Raw genomic sequence first — 16,166 nt, 5'->3', positions numbered from 1 at the left:
GCACACGCGCCGCCATCAACACGACATTTGGTTGCTGGCGGGATCGGGCGTTCCTTGGTGCAAGGCGCAAACCGGGTAAAATGAACGTGCGGCAGAAACGGGTGCTTTTAGGGCTTTTCAAACCCGTTTCGCATCGCTAGGTAGGCGCACGGTCCGGGGCGTGGCGCAGTCTGGTAGCGCACCTGTTTTGGGTACAGGGGGTCGTGAGTTCGAATCTCGCCGCCCCGACCACTTTCACAACCGAGTATTGTGATATTTCCCTTTGGATGCCCCCAATTGGCATCCAGACCCTTCGGGGTGCAGGATGATGCTCGCATATGGCGGCGCATATCAAAAAACCGCCGGAACAGCCTGTTAACATGAGCAAAAACTGAGGCCATCTGGCGGGATGTCAGATGGGTCGACATGGCCTTGCTCGTTATCAGAATCGTGAGGGAAATCGCAAATGGGACGCGAAACCATACAACCCAGCATCAACAAGGTTCTTTAGGTCAAACGACAGCAGAACAGGGTTTTAAGCGCGCCGGGACCCGTGTCCTTGACCGGGTGCGGATCTAGGGTAGCACAAGCTTCCCCGGGTGCAGATGGCTTAGCCCATGACCTTGGTATAGGTGCCCTCACCGGCCAGAATGCCCCGGAACCCGCCCGGCTCGTCCAGCGAGAACACGATCAGCGGCATGTTGTTGTCGCGCGTCAGCGCAATCGCCGAGGCATCCATCACCTTGAGGTTCCGGGTCAGCACCTCGTTATAGGTGATCCGGTCATAGCGCTTGGCATCCGGGTTGGTCTTTGGATCGCTGTCATAGATACCATCCACCTGCTTGCCCATGAAGATCGCCTCGCAGGCCATCTCGCTGGCGCGCAGGGCGGCGGCGGTGTCGGTGGTGAAATAGGGGTTTCCGGTACCGGCAGCAAAGATGCAGACCCGCTTTTTCTCAAGGTGGCGCACCGCGCGGCGGCGGATATAGGGCTCGCAGACCTGATCCATCGGAATGGCCGAGATCACCCGGGTGAACACCCCCAATTCTTCCAGTGCTGATTGCATCCCCAGCGCGTTCATCACGGTTGCCAGCATGCCCATATAATCTGCCGTGGTCCGCTCCATCCCTTGCGCTGAGCCCTGCAGCCCGCGAAAGATATTGCCGCCGCCAATTACCATGCAGATCTCGACGCCCATATCGTGGACCGATTTGACCTCTTCGGCGATGCGCTGCACGGTGGGCGGATGCAGGCCGAACCCCTGATCCCCCATTAGCGCCTCACCGGATATTTTCAGCATCACCCGATTGTATTTGGCTTGCGTCACGAATTCGGGGGAAAGTGAGGTCATGTTGCGCTCCGCTGCGGCACCGGTGTATTTGCGGCGCAAAATGAAGCAAAACGCAGCGAGGTTCAATGCGGGTCGGGCACCAGACAGTCAGGAATTTGCACCAGCGGCGGGTCGCCACATGAGGCTTGTCGCACAACTGCCTGACATCCCCAAAGGATTGCCGGTTCTGATTGCCGGTCCAACCGCCTCGGGCAAGTCGGAACTGGCGCTGCAAATCGCCGAGCGCCATGGCGGGGTGATCATCAATGCCGATGCCAGTCAGGTCTATGACTGCTGGCGCGTGATCACCGCCCGCCCGTCCCCCGAGGAAGAAGCCCGCGCGCCGCACCTGCTCTATGGTCACGTCCCCTATGATGTGGCTTATTCAGCGGGTCACTGGCTGCGCGAGGTGACGCCGCTGCTGACCGGCCCCCAACGCCCGATCATTGTGGGGGGCACCGGGCTCTATTTCCGGTCGCTGACCGAAGGTATAGCCGACATCCCACAAACGCCGCCCGAGATTCGCGCCGAGGGCGACACCCTGCCCCTTGAGGCGCTTCTGGCCGGGCTGGATTCGGGGACCGCCCAAGGCATCGACCGGCAGAACCGCGCACGGGTGCAGCGCGCCTGGGAGGTGCTGCGCGCCACGGGTCGTCCGCTGGCGGACTGGCAGGCCGAAACCTCTGCGCCGATCCTGCCACTCGACCAGAGCGTGCCGATCGTGATGGAAAACGACCGCGACTGGCTGCTGGACCGCATCGCGCGTCGCTTTGATGCGATGCTGGCGGGCGGCGCGCTGGAGGAGGTGGCCGCGATGCGCGACCGTTATGAGGACACCCTGCCCTCGTGCAAGGCGATCGGCGTGCCGGAACTGATCGCCTATCTCGATGGCGAGATTGATCTTGAGACCGCCCGCGAACGGGCCACCATCGCGACGCGGCAATTCGCCAAGCGCCAGCGCACATGGTTTCGCGCGCGGATAGCGGGCTGGCACAGGCTGCGGCCAGACCTGTGATTGGCGGGGCTGGTTGTCCACCCCTCGCTTTCATGCTGTAAATGGCGCGAACAGAGTGTTTCTCGGCGGATCAAACCCATGACGAGCGGACCCGATCAGGCAAATGACGTGCGGCTGCTGAGCCTGCCGCAGCTTGCGCCGCTCGGGCGCTGGCAGCTTGAGCTGCCCCATAGCCGGGCCGATCACCTGCTGCTCTGGATCACGCGCGGTCAGGGCGTGGCGCTGTTTGATGGCGCGCGCGCGGGTATCGGCACCCATAACGCCATCTTCGTCCCTGCCCGGCAGCTTCTGGCCATCGATCTGGGGCGACAGTGTTTCGGCCAGGCACTGGTGCTGCCGGTGGGCAGCGCCCCGTCGCTGCCGGATCGCCCCGTCCATTTGCGGGTGCGCGATGTGGCCACCCAGAACGAGCTGGCGGGTCTGCTGGATGCCATCGCCCGTGAGCAGGACAGCACCAAAAGCCTGAATACGAAGGCGGTTCTGGCCTATGCGGAACTGGCCGCCATCTGGCTGCAGCGCACGACCGAGGCAGAGCCCGCCGCGCCCCGCGCCAGCGCAGCCCGACGCTTGGCGCGCCGCTATTTCGACCGGCTGGTACACGCCCATGCCACTGGCGCCAGCATGGCCGACCATGCCGCTGCCTTGGGCGTGACACCCACCCATCTGACACGGGTCTGCAAATCCCAGACCGGGCGCACCGCCGCCGCGTTGCTGACCGGCTGCGTTCTGCATGAAGCGCGCGCTGCGCTGATCCAAAGCAAACGCCCCGCCAGCCACATCGCCAAGGACCTCGGCTTCAGCAGCGCAGCCTATTTTACCCGCTTCATACAACACCATACCGGACTGGCCCCCACCGCCATCCGCCGCAGCGCAGCATAAAGCCAACTTAAGCCGCCCTTAGCCAGGCTTTTGCCGTCAAGTCGTTTTTTAATCATACGGATGTCGTTTTTAGACCGTGAAAGGGCGAAAGCAATCGTTGACGCCCGGGATTTTCTGTTGCCGTATACTGGCATGGGGAGCTTGAAAGAACCAACGCGCCATGCGCGCGCCACAGAGTGATATCCGGTGCGACTTCTGACGCAGCCGCTCCCGTCTTTAATCAAAAACAAACTCACTCAGGGGAGATCTAAATGACCAACAAGACACTGACAGGAAAGCCGGTGCATCGCGCGGCCGAGATGCATGCCCGCGAATATCGCGACGGCCAGCTCAGCCGCCGCGAATTCATGGCGCGCGTAACGGCACTTGGCGTGACCGTGCCCGCAGCCTACGGCATGATCGGGCTGGCCTCGCCCGCGCAGGCTCAGGAGCCCCAGAAGGGCGGCACCATCCGCTATCAGATGGAAGTGCGGGGCCTGAAGGATCCGCGCACCTATGACTGGACCCAGATCGCGACCTTCACTGCAGGCTGGCTGGAATACCTGGTCGAGTACAACAATGACGGGTCGTTCAAGCCGATGCTGCTTGAAAGCTGGGAAACCAACGATGATGCAACCGAACACACCCTGAATGTGCGCAAAGGCGTCAAGTGGAACAACGGCGACGACTTCACCGCCGACGACGTGGCGCGCAACATTGCCATGTGGTGCGATGGCACCGTCGAAGGAAACTCGATGGCCTCGCGGATGTCCTCGCTGGTTGATTCGGAAACCAACAAAGCTGCCGATGGCGCGATCACGGTCGTGGATTCGCATACCGTTAAGCTCAAGAGCAACAATCCCGATATCACGATCATTCCCGGCATGGCGGATTATCCGGCGGCTGTGGTGCACAGCAGCCACGACCCCGACAATATGCTCGCCAATCCCGTTGGCACCGGCTTCATGCTGCCGGAAAGCCACGAAGTTGGCGTGAAGGGCGTTCTGGTACGTAACGAAGGCCATGACTGGTGGGGCTATGCCGCTGGCAAGGGCGGCTACGTCGACCGGATCGAGTTCATTGACTACGGCACCGATCCTGCAGCGTTCCTGGCGGCTTACGAGGCCGAAGAGATCGATATGAACTGGGAATCGGTGGGTGAGTTTGTCGATATCTTCGACAGCCTCGGCCTGACCCGTTCGGAAATTCCGTCCGGCTTCACGATTGTCATTCGTCCCAATCAGCTGGCCGAAGACGCCGATGGCAACAAGATCTATGGCGATCGTCGCGTGCGTCAGGCTCTGGCCATGGCGGTGGACAACGAGGTTTGTCTTGAACTTGGGATGGCAGGTTACGGCATTCCGGCGGATAACTGCCATGTTGGACCGATGCATCCCGAGTTTGATTCCACCGTCAAGCGGCTGCCCTTCGACCCGGAACGGGCCAAGGCCCTGATGGACGAAGCCGGCATGGGCGACTACGAGCATGAGATTCAGTCGATCGACGATGACTGGCGCCGCAACACAACGGCCGCCGTTGTGGCCCAGCTCAACGATGCGGGGATCAAGGCGCGCCACACCGTGCTGCCGGGATCGACCTTCTGGAACGACTGGACCAAGTATCCGTTCTCGTCGACCAACTGGAACCACCGCCCGCTTGGCGTCCAGATTCTGGCGCTTGCCTATAAGTCAGGCGAGGCATGGAACGAATCCGGGTTCGCGAATGAAGAGTTCGACACTCTGCTGGCAGAAGCAAACTCGATCGCCGATGTGGACAAGCGCCGCGAAGTGATGGGCAAGCTGCAAGGCATCATGATCGACGAAGGCGTGACCATCCAGCCGTTCTGGCGGACGGCCATGCGCCATCACCGCGACAATCTGGTGGGTGTTGAAAAGCACATCGCCGACCTGCCGCAGATCTACAAGTTCGGCATCGTCGGCTGAACGAGAAAAACACAATCCGCGCCCCCCGGGGCGCGGCTTCTTCGTCGATGACCGGCGAACAAAAAAGCGAAGCGCAGGGCCTGACACTCCTCGCGCTGGCCACCAACAGGGGCTTACATGGGACTATTTATTTTAAAACGCGTCGGCGTCATGATCTTGACCGCATTATGCCTGACCTACCTCGTCTTCTTTCTGACCAACCTCTACCCCAACCTTGAAAAACTCGCCAAGACCCAGGGCAACTTCCGGATGTCGGATGAGCAGGTCAGCAGTTTTCTGGAAAAGGGCGGGTATCTTCAGCCGGTGCCGGTCAAATACGGCGAATGGCTGGGTATTTTGCCTTCATATCGGCATACGAATGAAGATGGCAGTGTCCAGGGACGGTGCATCCTGCCCGGCAGGACCGCCGAAGACTCGCCCGAGTTTTGCGGTATCCTGCAGGGGTATTGGGGCTATTCCACCGTCTTCAAGGATGAGGTCTCCGGCGTTATCGGAACGCGGCTTGGCCTGACCGGCAAGCTGATGTTCTGGGTGATGCTGCTGATGATCCCGTCAGCGCTGTTGCTCGGCGTTCTGGCAGGTATGAAGGAAGGATCAAAAACCGACCGGACCCTGTCGACCTTCGCCATCACCACGACCGCAACGCCGGAATATGTTTCAGGCGTGATCTTTATCGCGGTCTTTGCTTCTTCTGCAGTTGGGCTGAAATGGTTCAAGGGCACCGCAACCTCGGCGATGGAACATGCCACGTTCGAGAACTTCTTCCTGCCGGTGCTGACCATCTCGCTCTACGGGATGGGATATATCGCCCGGATGACCCGCGCCTCGATGACCGAGGTGATGACGGCGCAATACATCCGCACCGCGCGGCTCAAGGGCGTCAGCTTCCGCAACATTGTGATGAAACACGCGCTGCGCAACGCGCTGATCGCGCCCTTCACCGTCATCATGCTGCAGTTCCCATGGCTGCTGAACGGTGTGGTGATCGTCGAGACGCTCTTCAACTACAAGGGCTTCGGATGGGTGCTGGTGCAGGCGGCAAGCAACAACGACATCCAGCTGCTGCTGGCAGTGTCGGTGGTGTCCGTCATCGTGGTGCTGGTGACGCAGCTGATATCAGATATCGGCTATGTCTACCTGAACCCTCGTATTCGAATTGCTTAAGGGAGGAGATTGAGCATGGAACCTCTCACAACATTCGAAATCATTACCCGCATCTTCTATCAGTTCACCTCGGTCTGGATTGCGCTGATCCTGCTTTTTGCCGTCTCAATGGCGTTCAAGCGGCGGCTGGGGCTTTATGGCAAGCTCTTTGACAGTCCCATCGGCATGATCGGCTTTGGCCTCGTGATGTTCTGGGTCTTTACCGGCATCTTCGGCGCGATGGACCTGATCGTCACGCAGGATGCGCTGGATCAGGTCTCGGGCATGAAGAACAAGCCGCCGGGAACTCCGGTGAGCGGTGCCGAAGAAGGCCAGTATGCATGGTATCTTCTGGGTGGCGACAATCTGGCGCGCGACGTGTTCAGCCGCATGGTCAAAGGGGCCTGGATCGTGGTGCAGATCGCACCGCTGGCGACGGTCTTTGCCTTCATGGTGGGGATCACGCTGGGCCTGCCTGCGGGCTATTATGGCGGTCGGCTGGATACGATCCTGTCCTTCCTGTCGAACCTGATCCTGGCCTTCCCGGTGATCCTGCTGTTCTACCTGCTGGTCACGCCCGAGATCGTGGCAACCGGCGTGCCGAACTATATGGCAACCGTGCTGTTCGTGTTTCCCATCGTGTTTCTGGCGGTGTTGCTCAACTCGCGGTTCTATACGCAGCCACGGTTCAGAACGCCACTGCTGATCGGTGTGCTTGGGGTCGCGATCTGGCTTTATCTGTCGCTGATCTCGAACAACGGCGCGATCGTCCAAACCGACAGCTATTGGATACCGGGCATCCCGAACATCCTTGATCTGTTCGACATACCGGGCGGCGTGCTGGTGGTGTTCGTCTCGGTGGTCTTCGTCAACTCGCCCACGGTGTTCCGCATCGTGCGCGGCCTGACGCTGGACATCAAGACACGCGACTATGTGGCCGCCGCGCAGACGAGGGGTGAAGGCCCGTGGTACATCATGCTGTGGGAAATCCTGCCCAATGCGCGTGGTCCGCTGATCGTCGATTTCTGCCTGCGCATCGGCTACACCACGATCCTTCTGGGGACGTTGGGCTTCTTCGGGCTGGGACTGCCGCCGGAAAGCCCGGATTGGGGTTCGACCATCAATGAGGGGCGCAAGCTGCTCTCGGTCTATCTGCACCCTGCTCTGCCCCCGGCGCTTGCGCTGCTGACCATGGTTCTGGGTTTGAACCTGTTGGCAGACGGTTTGCGGGAAGAGAGCCTGAAGGACTGATGGAGAGGATGGACCGGGGGGCAGCCCCCGGTCTCCAGACCGATTTAAGCCAGATGAAGGGGATGCCCTGACTCTCGCGAGGAGAAGACAAGATGAACAAACTGGCGGAATATGACGGGCCCATTCTGGAGATCGACAAGCTGTCGATATCCTTCTTCACCCGGTTACGCGAAATTCCGGCCGTGATGGATTTCTCGGTCACGGTGCGGCCCGGTGAGGCGGTCGGACTGGTCGGCGAATCCGGGTGCGGCAAATCCACCGTGGCGCTGGGCGTGATGCAGGATCTGGGCAAGAACGGGCGCATCGTGGGCGGCTCGATCAAGTTCAAGGGCCGCGACCTGGGTCAGATGAGCGACGAGGAATTGCGCGACATTCGCGGCAATGAAATCGCGATGATCTATCAGGAACCCATGGCCTCGCTGAACCCGGCGATGAAGATCGGCAAGCAGCTGATGGAAGTGCCGATGATCCATGAGGGGGTCAGCCAGGAAGAGGCCTATGCCCGCGCGCTGGAGGTGGTCACCGATGTGCGCCTGCCCGACCCCGAGCGGATGCTGAACTCCTTCCCGCACCAATTGTCGGGTGGTCAGCAGCAACGGATCGTCATCGCGATGGCGTTGATGTCAAAACCAGCGCTGTTGATCCTGGATGAACCGACCACCGCGCTGGACGTGACGGTTGAGGCCGCCGTGGTCGAACTGGTCAAGGATCTGGGCAAGAAATACGGCACCTCGATGTTGTTCATCTCGCACAACCTTGGACTGGTGCTGGAAACCTGCGATCGGCTTTGCGTCATGTATTCCGGCGAGGCGGTGGAGCGCGGCTCGATCGCTGATGTGTTTGACCACATGCAGCACCCCTATACGCAGGCGCTGTTCCGGTCGATCCCGCTGCCCGGCGCTGACAAGAACGCGCGCCCGCTGGTGGCGATTCCGGGCAACTTTCCCCTGCCCCATGAGCGTCCTCCGGGCTGCAATTTCGGCCCGCGCTGCGACTATTTCGAAGAGGATCGCTGCGACGCAGGCGATATCATGATGGAGGCAGTGCCCGGCAATGACCGGCACCACACCCGCTGCCTGAAATACAAGGAGATCGACTGGAACGCGCCGATCACCTTGGGCGAACAGAAAGAAAAGGGTGAGGTCGGTAATGTTGTCCTGAAGATGGACAACCTCAAGAAATACTATGAGGTGGCTGCCAATGCCCTGTTCGGCGGTGGTGAGACCAAGGTGGTGAAGGCCAACGAGACGTTGAGCTTCGAGGCCCGCGAATCCGAGACGCTGGCGATCGTGGGCGAATCCGGCTGCGGCAAATCCACCTTCGCCAAGGTACTGATGGGGCTGGAAACCGCCACGGATGGCCAGATTCTGCTGGACAACCGCAATATCGAAAGCGTGCCCATCGAGGAACGCGACACCAAGACCGTATCCGAGGTGCAGATGGTGTTCCAGAACCCGTTTGATACGCTCAACCCCTCGATGACGGTGGGGCGGCAGATCATCCGGGCGCTGGAGATTTTCGGCATCGGCAATTCCGAGGCCGAGCGCAAACAGCGGATGCTGGAACTGCTCGATCTGGTGAAACTGCCCCGCGCCTTTGCCGACCGGATGCCGCGGCAACTCTCGGGTGGCCAGAAACAGCGTGTGGGCATCGCGCGCGCCTTTGCCGGTGACGCAAGGATCGTGGTGGCCGATGAGCCGGTCTCGGCGCTGGACGTGTCGGTGCAGGCGGCGGTGACCGATCTGCTGATGGAGATCCAGCGCGAGCACAAGACCACGCTGCTGTTCATCAGCCATGACCTGTCCATCGTGCGCTATCTCAGCGACCGGGTCATGGTGATGTATCTGGGCCATGTGGTGGAACTGGGCTCGACCGATCAGGTCTTCAGCCCGCCCTATCACCCCTATACCGAGGCCTTGCTGAGCGCGGTGCCGATTGCCGACACCTCGATCGAGAAGGAGCATATCGTGTTGGAGGGCGACATCCCCTCGGCGATGAACCCCCCGCCGGGCTGCCCGTTCCAGACGCGGTGTCGCTGGAAATCCGAAGTGGCTGGCGGTCTGTGCGAAAAGGATGTGCCGCCGGTCAAGACGCTGGCCGATGGGCATCAGATCAAATGTCATCTCTCCGACGAGGTGCTGGAGCGGATGCAACCGGTCATCAAGATCGCCGCCGAATAAATCACGGCAGGATCAAATTGAAAGGGCTGAGCCATCCGGCCCAGCCCTTTCGTTACCGCCACCATCAGGACTTGGCAGCGGCAATTTGACATGGTCGCTTATTCAGCAGGCTCCTGCGCCACGGTCGTAGGTATCCCGACTTTCTCGCGCTTACCGTCATTGTAGATCGCCTTGATCAGCGCGAAACACTGCAGCACCATTACCAGCGAGAATGGCAGCGCCCCGATCACCATCGCGGTCTGGATGGCCTTGAGGCCACCGACCAGCAGCAGCGCGGTCACCACAGCCCCCAGCGCAACACCCCAGAAGATGATATGCGGGCGCGCTTTCGGGCCTTCATCACCAGCGGCATTGATGGTGTTCACGATCAGCACGGCGCTGTCCGCAGTGGTCACCAGATAAGTCATCAGCAGGACAACGATCATCACCGACATGGCCCAGCCGAGGAACGGCGTCAGCATGTACTGCACCATGGCAAAGATCTTGTCGCCATCCGGTGCGCTCTTGATGATGCCCTCGGCGCCCTTGATCTCAAGATCAATCGCGGTGCCACCGGCCCATGTGAACCAGACAAAGCACATCAGCGACGGGACGATCATCGCGCCCAGCACGAATTCACGGATTGTCCGACCCTTGGAAATACGCGCCAGGAACAGGCCGACGAACGGTGCAAACGCGATCCACCAGGCCCAGTAGAACACCGACCAGCCGCCCTGCCAGCCTTCCAGCTTGGAGGCGGTGCTGTCGGGGTTGCCGTCGCCCGCCCAGACGCGGAACATCATGTCCGGCAGGGCGATCAGGTAATCCCAGAGCCCCAGGAACAGCGCCTGCAGCCCGAAGAAGGTTGACCCGAACACCAGGAAAAACGCCAGCAAAGCGATGCTGAGCACCATGTTGATATTCGACAGCCACTTGATGCCCTTGCCGACACCAGACAGGGCCGAGGCGGTCGAGGCGGCCATGATCACTACGATGGCGATCAGAACCCCGGCGGTGTTGGCCGTGCCTTCGGCATTGGTCAGCCCTCCGATCCCGATCCGGGTGAGACCCGCGACAAACTGCTCAACACCAAACCCCAGCGTCTGCGCCACACCCAGGATGGTTGCGACCACCGCCACGATATCCACGATATGCCCCAGCGAGCCAGACAGACGCGCACCAAAAAGCGGTGTCAGCGACGACCGCATGGTCAGCGGCAGGCCCCGGCGATAGGCAAAAAAGCCAAGCGCCAGACCGGCGATTGCGTAACAGGCCCAAGCCCCAAGCCCCCAATGCAAGAAGGACCACTTATAGGCCATTCTGACATTGCCCTCGGTACTGCCCTCGGTAATGCCCTGAATGACCTCGGGGTTATTGGTCCAGTGATACATCGGTTCGGCCACGGCCCAGGTGAGCATCCCCACCCCGATCCCGGCCCCGAACATCATCGAAAACCATGAGAAATTGGAAAACTCGGGAACGTCGCTGTCGAGCCCCAGCTTCAACCTGCCCGCCGTTGGCCAGAGTGCGAAGGCAATGCAGCAGATGATGAACAGCGCCACCGTCCAGATATACCAGGCGCCAAAGGATGAGAGGATAAACGCGTTGATCGAGTTCAGGACGGCGCCCGATTGCTCGGGGAACGCGATGGCCCAGACCACAAGCCCACCAATCGCCAGCTTTGACGAAATGGTGACGATGTGACTGAACCCCCGGTAAAAACCTTCATCGGCAACGCCGATGGGCAGGTCTGTTAAGGGTGGTTTGATTGACATGGAACTTCCCTGTTCTGTTCGCGGTTCTTATTGTTCGACAGCCTGAGTCTAAGCTAATCGCTTGCATTGGGGAATTTTATTTAGAACACGGGGCGGTTTTGCAGTAGTGAATTGATTATGGATGATCTTAGCAGTGTTAATAGGAAGCTTGGTCATACGCTTGTCGCGCTACACGCGTTTGACCTTGTTGCCCGGTTTGGGAACCTCTCAGGCGCGGCCGAGGCCTTGGGGGTGACGCAATCGGCGATCTCGCAGAAAATCAAAGGGCTTGAGGCTGAACTGGGCGTCACCCTGTTCAGGCGCGAGCATCGCGGCGTGAGCCTGACCAATGAAGGGTTGCGCCTGCTCAACGTGGTGCGACCTGCCATGAGCCAGATGGGAGGCTCGGTCGCGTCTTTGCTGGAACGTAAATCCAGACCGCGGGTGCGTATCTCGGCAGATTTTTCCTTTTCGACCTTCTGGCTCCTGCCGCAATTGTCTGACCTGCGCGAGGAATTGGGGGACGAGATCGAGATTCAGATCCTCGCCTCGCAAGCGCCACCCGAGAAAGGGTCAGAGGACTGGGATATCAAAATTCATGTTCAATCTTTCAGCACAATCGGGAAAGGGGATGTCGCGCTGCTCCGCGAACGTGTTGCGGCGGTGTGCAGCCCCCGTTTCCTGGCGGAGAACGGTCCGATTGCATCCTCGCAGGCCCTGCTCGATCATCAATTGCTGAGCCTGTCAAAACCACCATCAGCCCATTGGCAAACCTGGCAAGGGTGGTTCGAGGGGCTGGGCATTTCAGGCGAACGGTCCAAGAACTATATCAGCTTCAACAATTACGACATGGTCACCCAATCGGCGATTGCCGGGAACGGTGTCGCGCTGGGATGGCTTGGATTGGTCGATGGTCTGATACAGCAGAACCTGCTGGTACAGGCCACCGAGGATGTGGTGGTCAGCAATGCGGGCTATGTCATGTCCCGCGATCACTCCAGTACGCGACGAGGGCCGAAACTGGTCTTTGACTGGATCGAACAGCGCGCCGCCAATCCCGCTGCCCGCCGCGCCGTCTCGGCGGCGCAGCTCTGAAATGCGCCCGCTCCGAAAGCCGCAGGCTCACCTGTCCGACATAGTCTCAGTCGGGATCAACCAGATGTTCGTAGCGCGCATCTGTCAGTGTTTTCAGGAAAGCCACAAGCGCGTCGATGCGCTGATCGTCCAGCGCCGGGGCGTCTGTCAATTCCTTGAATGACAGGGTCGGCGCCACCTCGGGCTCACGCCAGGGCGCGCCGGTTTCGGGGTTGATCTGCCGGGCAGCGGCCCTGGTGTTGTATTTGTTATAAAACAGCACGACCGTGCGCAGATCTTCGAAGACACCATTATGCATATACGGCCCGGTCACCGCCACATTGCGCAGCGTGGGCACCCGGAACTTGCCCTCTTGCGTCAGATCGTCGATTTCGGGGTTGGCGAGCAACCCGGCATCAGCCAGATCGAGCGGCACGCCATTATGGGCGCGCACCGCCTCATGTATGGGCACCCCGATATTGTGATATTCGTGATTGGTGAAGGTCTCGCCCGGATCGATCTCGCTGCGCTTGAGCTGATGGCACTGGTTGCAGTTGCTGAATTGCTGCGAGAAGAACAGCAGGCGGCCCAGTTCCTCTTCCTTGGTGAGTTGGTATTCACCTTTCAGGAACCGGTCATACTTGCTGTCGAAGGGTGCGAAAAACTCGGTCCGCTCAAAGGCCGCGATGGCCGAGGTCATGGCCGCATAGGCCTGATCCGCATCATCAAATACCGCCGTATCGAACAGGCTCTGCATGGCGGTGACGTAATCAGGGTTCTCCTGCAGGCGCGCCACGACCGCCGCCTTGTCAGGCATCCCCATCTCGATCGGATTCAGTGGTGGTCCACCGGCCTGATCCTCTAGCGTGGCGGCGCGCCCGTCCCAGAACAGGCCGCCGGCCCAGACACCCTCTTCGGTGCGGTGCAGCCCCGGCACCAGTGCCGCATAAGACGCGGTGGGCGCGTTGCGATCGCCCAGCGAGTGCCCGTCATCCCCCAAGGACACCGCCCGGCCCAGATCGGTCTCGCGCGCATCGGAAAATCCGGCCTCGGGGTCATGGCAGGTCGCGCAGGACATGGTGCGGTTGGCCGACAGGTTGGCGTCAAAAAACAGCGCCTCTCCCAGCGCTTCCAAACTGTCAGGCGGATCAGCCTGAACCACCCCGGCAGCAAGGCCAAAGAGTGCAGATATCAGAAAGGAACGCATATGAGTGGCCTCCGAAGCGCGGGATCATGGGCTTCGTCATACCAGATAAAATCAATCAGGAATTGATGCAACGCAAACCAGCGTCACCCACCCCAGATCTTTTTCACGTAATTCTTGGTCTCTTTGTAAGGCGGCACGCCGCCATGCTTCTGCACCGCTTTTGGCCCGGCGTTATAGGCGGCCAGCGCCAGAGGCCAGGATTTGAACTCGCGGAACTGGATCGACAGATACCGCGCGCCGCCATCCAGATTTTCATAAGGATCATGCGGGTTCACACCGAGTGACCGCGCAGTCTTGGGCATCAGCTGCGCAAGACCCAGCGCACCCTTGTGTGACTTGGCACGCGGGTTCCAATTGCTTTCCTGCTGCACCAGACGCAAGAAAAGCTCCTCGGGCACATTGTGCCGCCGCGCCGCATCGCGCGCCATGGCGGTGTATTGGCCCCGGTATTTGCCGGTATAGCGCTTGTCGAAACTGCCATGGGCCGAGGGCGGACGCAGGCGCACCGAGTTTTCGTACTGGCTGGCACCGCGCGTATCGAGGAATCTCGCCTGATTCTTGAACAGGTCCCTGCGGCTCTTGGTTCCGAACATATCAGCCGCCGCCGGCACCGCCGATAGCACAAAGCCAACAACAACAAGCCCCGATACAAACCTGCGCATACTCACTGCCCGCCTACTACACCTCGACGCCGGACTATACATATTTTGCCCGGAAATGAAAGAGTTCGGGATATCTATCCCGCGCGAGTGGCTCCGCGTTGCTATACATAGTTTTAACCAACTTCAGGGCCGTATAGGGTCACCACGACAGATCGCACAGATTCGCGACACCAAGACAGAACAACAGATGGGGAAAGCCATGGCAGGCTCGGTCAACAAAGTCATTCTTATCGGAAATCTGGGCCGCGACCCCGAGGTGCGGTCGTTCCAGAACGGCGGCAAGGTCTGCAACCTGCGCATCGCAACCTCCGAGACCTGGAAAGACCGCAACACCGGTGAACGCCGCGAACGGACCGAATGGCACTCGGTCGCGATCTTCAACGAAGGTCTGGTCCGTGTTGCCGAGCAATATCTGCGCAAAGGCTCGAAGGTCTATATCGAGGGCCAGTTGCAAACCCGCAAATGGCAGGATCAATCCGGTCAGGACCGGTATTCAACCGAAGTTGTGCTGCAGGGCTTCGGGTCAACGCTGACCATGCTGGACGGCCGCGGCGAAGGCGGCGGTGGCGGCGGCGGCTATGGCGGTGGTCAGGGCGGCGGCTATGACAGCGGGCCGCAGGGCGATCCCTATGGCGGCTCGCGCGGCAGCAGCAGCGCCCCTGCCCCGGCTTCGGGCGGAATCGATGATGACGAGATTCCGTTCTAGGGACATGAACCGGTGACATGGTCCTTTCCGATAGGCCGCCTTCTGGGGTCGGAACTGAGGGTCCATGTCACGTTTTTCCTGCTGATCGCTTGGGTCGGGTTTTCGGCCTATGGCAGCGGCGGCGCTGTGGGCGCCTTGTGGAACATTATCTTTGTTCTGGCGCTGTTTGCCTGCGTCGTTGCCCATGAATACGGCCACGCGCTGATGGCGCGGCGCTATGGCATCCGCACCCCTGACATCACGCTTTTACCGATCGGCGGGCTGGCCCGGCTGGAACGGATGCCAAAAAAACCCGGCCAAGAGATCGCTGTGGCCCTGGCCGGACCGGCGGTGAACGTTGTGATCTGCGCGGTGCTGTTCCTACTCGGCGCGCGGATTGGCGCTGACACGCTCAGCAGCGTCGAAAATCCCAATGCCGATTTCTGGGGTCGCCTGGCGCTGGTGAACCTGTTTCTTGCGGTCTTCAACATGATCCCGGCCTTTCCGATGGATGGCGGGCGGGTGTTCCGCGCGCTGCTCTGCCTTTGGATGGACCGGGTCATGGCCACACGGGTTGCGGCCACCGCCGGGCGGATTCTGGCGCTGGCTCTGGGCTTTTATGGGCTCAGCTCCGGCAATCCGGTCTTGGTGCTGATCGCGGTGTTCGTGTTTTTTGCCGCCAGCGCCGAAAGTCAGGATGTCGCCATGCGCGCAGTCTCGCGCAGCCTTGTGGCGCGTGACGCGATGATCACCAGCTTCGAGACGCTGACGCCTGCCGATACCCTGAATTCTGCGGCTCAGGCGGTGATCCGCAGCACGCAGCACGAGTTTCCCGTGGTCGATACATCAGGCGCTTTGCTGGGTTTCGTGACGCGCGCGCGCCTATTTGCGGCACTGGCGGGCGAGGAACCTCGCACCACCCCGGCGGTTTCCGTGATGGATCAGAACATCCCGCGCGTCGCGCTGACCGATGGGCTGGAAACGGTGCTGGAGGCCCTGCATAACGGGGCCCCCGCCGTCGCGGTCTGCGCCGCCAACGGCATCATGCTGGGCTATATCACACCGGAGAATATCGGCGAGCTTATGGTGATCCAGGGTCGTTGATG

General features: G+C 60.5%; 13 protein-coding genes and 1 tRNA gene. 10 read left to right on the top strand and 4 right to left on the bottom strand.

Going from position 1 to position 16,166, the window contains the following annotated elements:
- The first annotated feature begins 154 nt into the window (after positions 1-154).
- Positions 155-231: transfer RNA gene (locus AB1E34_RS21570), tRNA-Pro, on the top strand.
- A 358-nt stretch (positions 232-589) separates the two neighbouring features.
- Here AB1E34_RS21570 and pyrH read toward each other — a convergent pair.
- Positions 590-1,330, bottom strand: a complete 741-nt coding sequence (pyrH, locus tag AB1E34_RS21565) for a UMP kinase (RefSeq protein WP_372574379.1) — start codon at positions 1,328-1,330, stop codon at positions 590-592.
- Positions 1,331-1,448: 118 nt separating this feature from the next.
- Between pyrH and miaA the strand changes: the two genes are divergently transcribed.
- From miaA to AB1E34_RS21535, 6 genes are all read left to right on the top strand, one after another.
- The gene (gene miaA, locus AB1E34_RS21560) at positions 1,449-2,324 is read left to right on the top strand and encodes a tRNA (adenosine(37)-N6)-dimethylallyltransferase MiaA (protein WP_372574378.1); all 876 of its coding nucleotides are present in this window, start codon (positions 1,449-1,451) and stop codon (positions 2,322-2,324) included.
- Between the two features lie 78 nt (positions 2,325-2,402).
- Complete coding sequence (locus tag AB1E34_RS21555; RefSeq protein ID WP_372574377.1) at positions 2,403-3,203, top strand: AraC family transcriptional regulator; 801 nt, start codon at positions 2,403-2,405, stop codon at positions 3,201-3,203.
- A 251-nt stretch (positions 3,204-3,454) separates the two neighbouring features.
- On the top strand, positions 3,455-5,125 hold the full coding sequence (locus AB1E34_RS21550) for an ABC transporter substrate-binding protein (protein WP_372574376.1): 1,671 nt from the start codon (positions 3,455-3,457) through the stop codon (positions 5,123-5,125).
- 117 nt (positions 5,126-5,242) lie between these two features.
- Positions 5,243-6,289 carry an ABC transporter permease gene (locus AB1E34_RS21545; protein WP_372574375.1) on the top strand — a complete coding sequence of 349 codons (1,047 nt, stop codon included), beginning with the start codon at positions 5,243-5,245 and terminating at the stop codon, positions 6,287-6,289.
- Between the two features lie 15 nt (positions 6,290-6,304).
- On the top strand, positions 6,305-7,519 hold the full coding sequence (locus AB1E34_RS21540) for an ABC transporter permease (protein WP_372574374.1): 1,215 nt from the start codon (positions 6,305-6,307) through the stop codon (positions 7,517-7,519).
- Positions 7,520-7,611: 92 nt separating this feature from the next.
- Positions 7,612-9,699 (top strand): dipeptide ABC transporter ATP-binding protein, encoded by a 2,088-nt coding sequence (locus tag AB1E34_RS21535; protein WP_372574373.1) that lies wholly within the window; start codon positions 7,612-7,614, stop codon positions 9,697-9,699.
- Positions 9,700-9,797: 98 nt separating this feature from the next.
- Here AB1E34_RS21535 and AB1E34_RS21530 read toward each other — a convergent pair whose 3' ends face one another.
- Entirely contained in the window at positions 9,798-11,453 is a 1,656-nt protein-coding gene (locus tag AB1E34_RS21530; RefSeq protein WP_372574372.1) for a BCCT family transporter, read from the bottom strand.
- Between the two features lie 117 nt (positions 11,454-11,570).
- Here AB1E34_RS21530 and AB1E34_RS21525 point away from each other — a divergent pair, with 117 nt between their 5' ends.
- Positions 11,571-12,527, top strand: a complete 957-nt coding sequence (locus tag AB1E34_RS21525; protein WP_372574371.1) for a LysR family transcriptional regulator — start codon at positions 11,571-11,573, stop codon at positions 12,525-12,527.
- Between the two features lie 46 nt (positions 12,528-12,573).
- Here AB1E34_RS21525 and AB1E34_RS21520 read toward each other — a convergent pair whose 3' ends face one another.
- Positions 12,574-13,713 carry a cytochrome-c peroxidase gene (locus AB1E34_RS21520; RefSeq protein ID WP_372574370.1) on the bottom strand — a complete coding sequence of 380 codons (1,140 nt, stop codon included), beginning with the start codon at positions 13,711-13,713 and terminating at the stop codon, positions 12,574-12,576.
- An 83-nt stretch (positions 13,714-13,796) separates the two neighbouring features.
- Positions 13,797-14,375 carry a lytic transglycosylase domain-containing protein gene (locus tag AB1E34_RS21515; protein ID WP_372574369.1) on the bottom strand — a complete coding sequence of 193 codons (579 nt, stop codon included), beginning with the start codon at positions 14,373-14,375 and terminating at the stop codon, positions 13,797-13,799.
- A gap of 199 nt (positions 14,376-14,574) precedes the next feature.
- On the opposite strand from AB1E34_RS21515, the gene AB1E34_RS21510 reads away from it, so the two are divergent.
- Complete coding sequence (locus tag AB1E34_RS21510; RefSeq protein WP_372574431.1) at positions 14,575-15,081, top strand: single-stranded DNA-binding protein; 507 nt, start codon at positions 14,575-14,577, stop codon at positions 15,079-15,081.
- Between the two features lie 12 nt (positions 15,082-15,093).
- Positions 15,094-16,164 (top strand): site-2 protease family protein, encoded by a 1,071-nt coding sequence (locus AB1E34_RS21505; protein ID WP_372574368.1) that lies wholly within the window; start codon positions 15,094-15,096, stop codon positions 16,162-16,164.
- The last annotated feature ends 2 nt before the right edge of the window (positions 16,165-16,166 follow it).

This window comes from Ruegeria jejuensis, from assembly GCF_041537905.1.
Taxonomy (GTDB): domain Bacteria; phylum Pseudomonadota; class Alphaproteobacteria; order Rhodobacterales; family Rhodobacteraceae; genus Ruegeria_C.
Note: the sequence above shows the minus strand (reverse complement) of the source record. Positions and strands in the feature narration are given on the sequence as shown.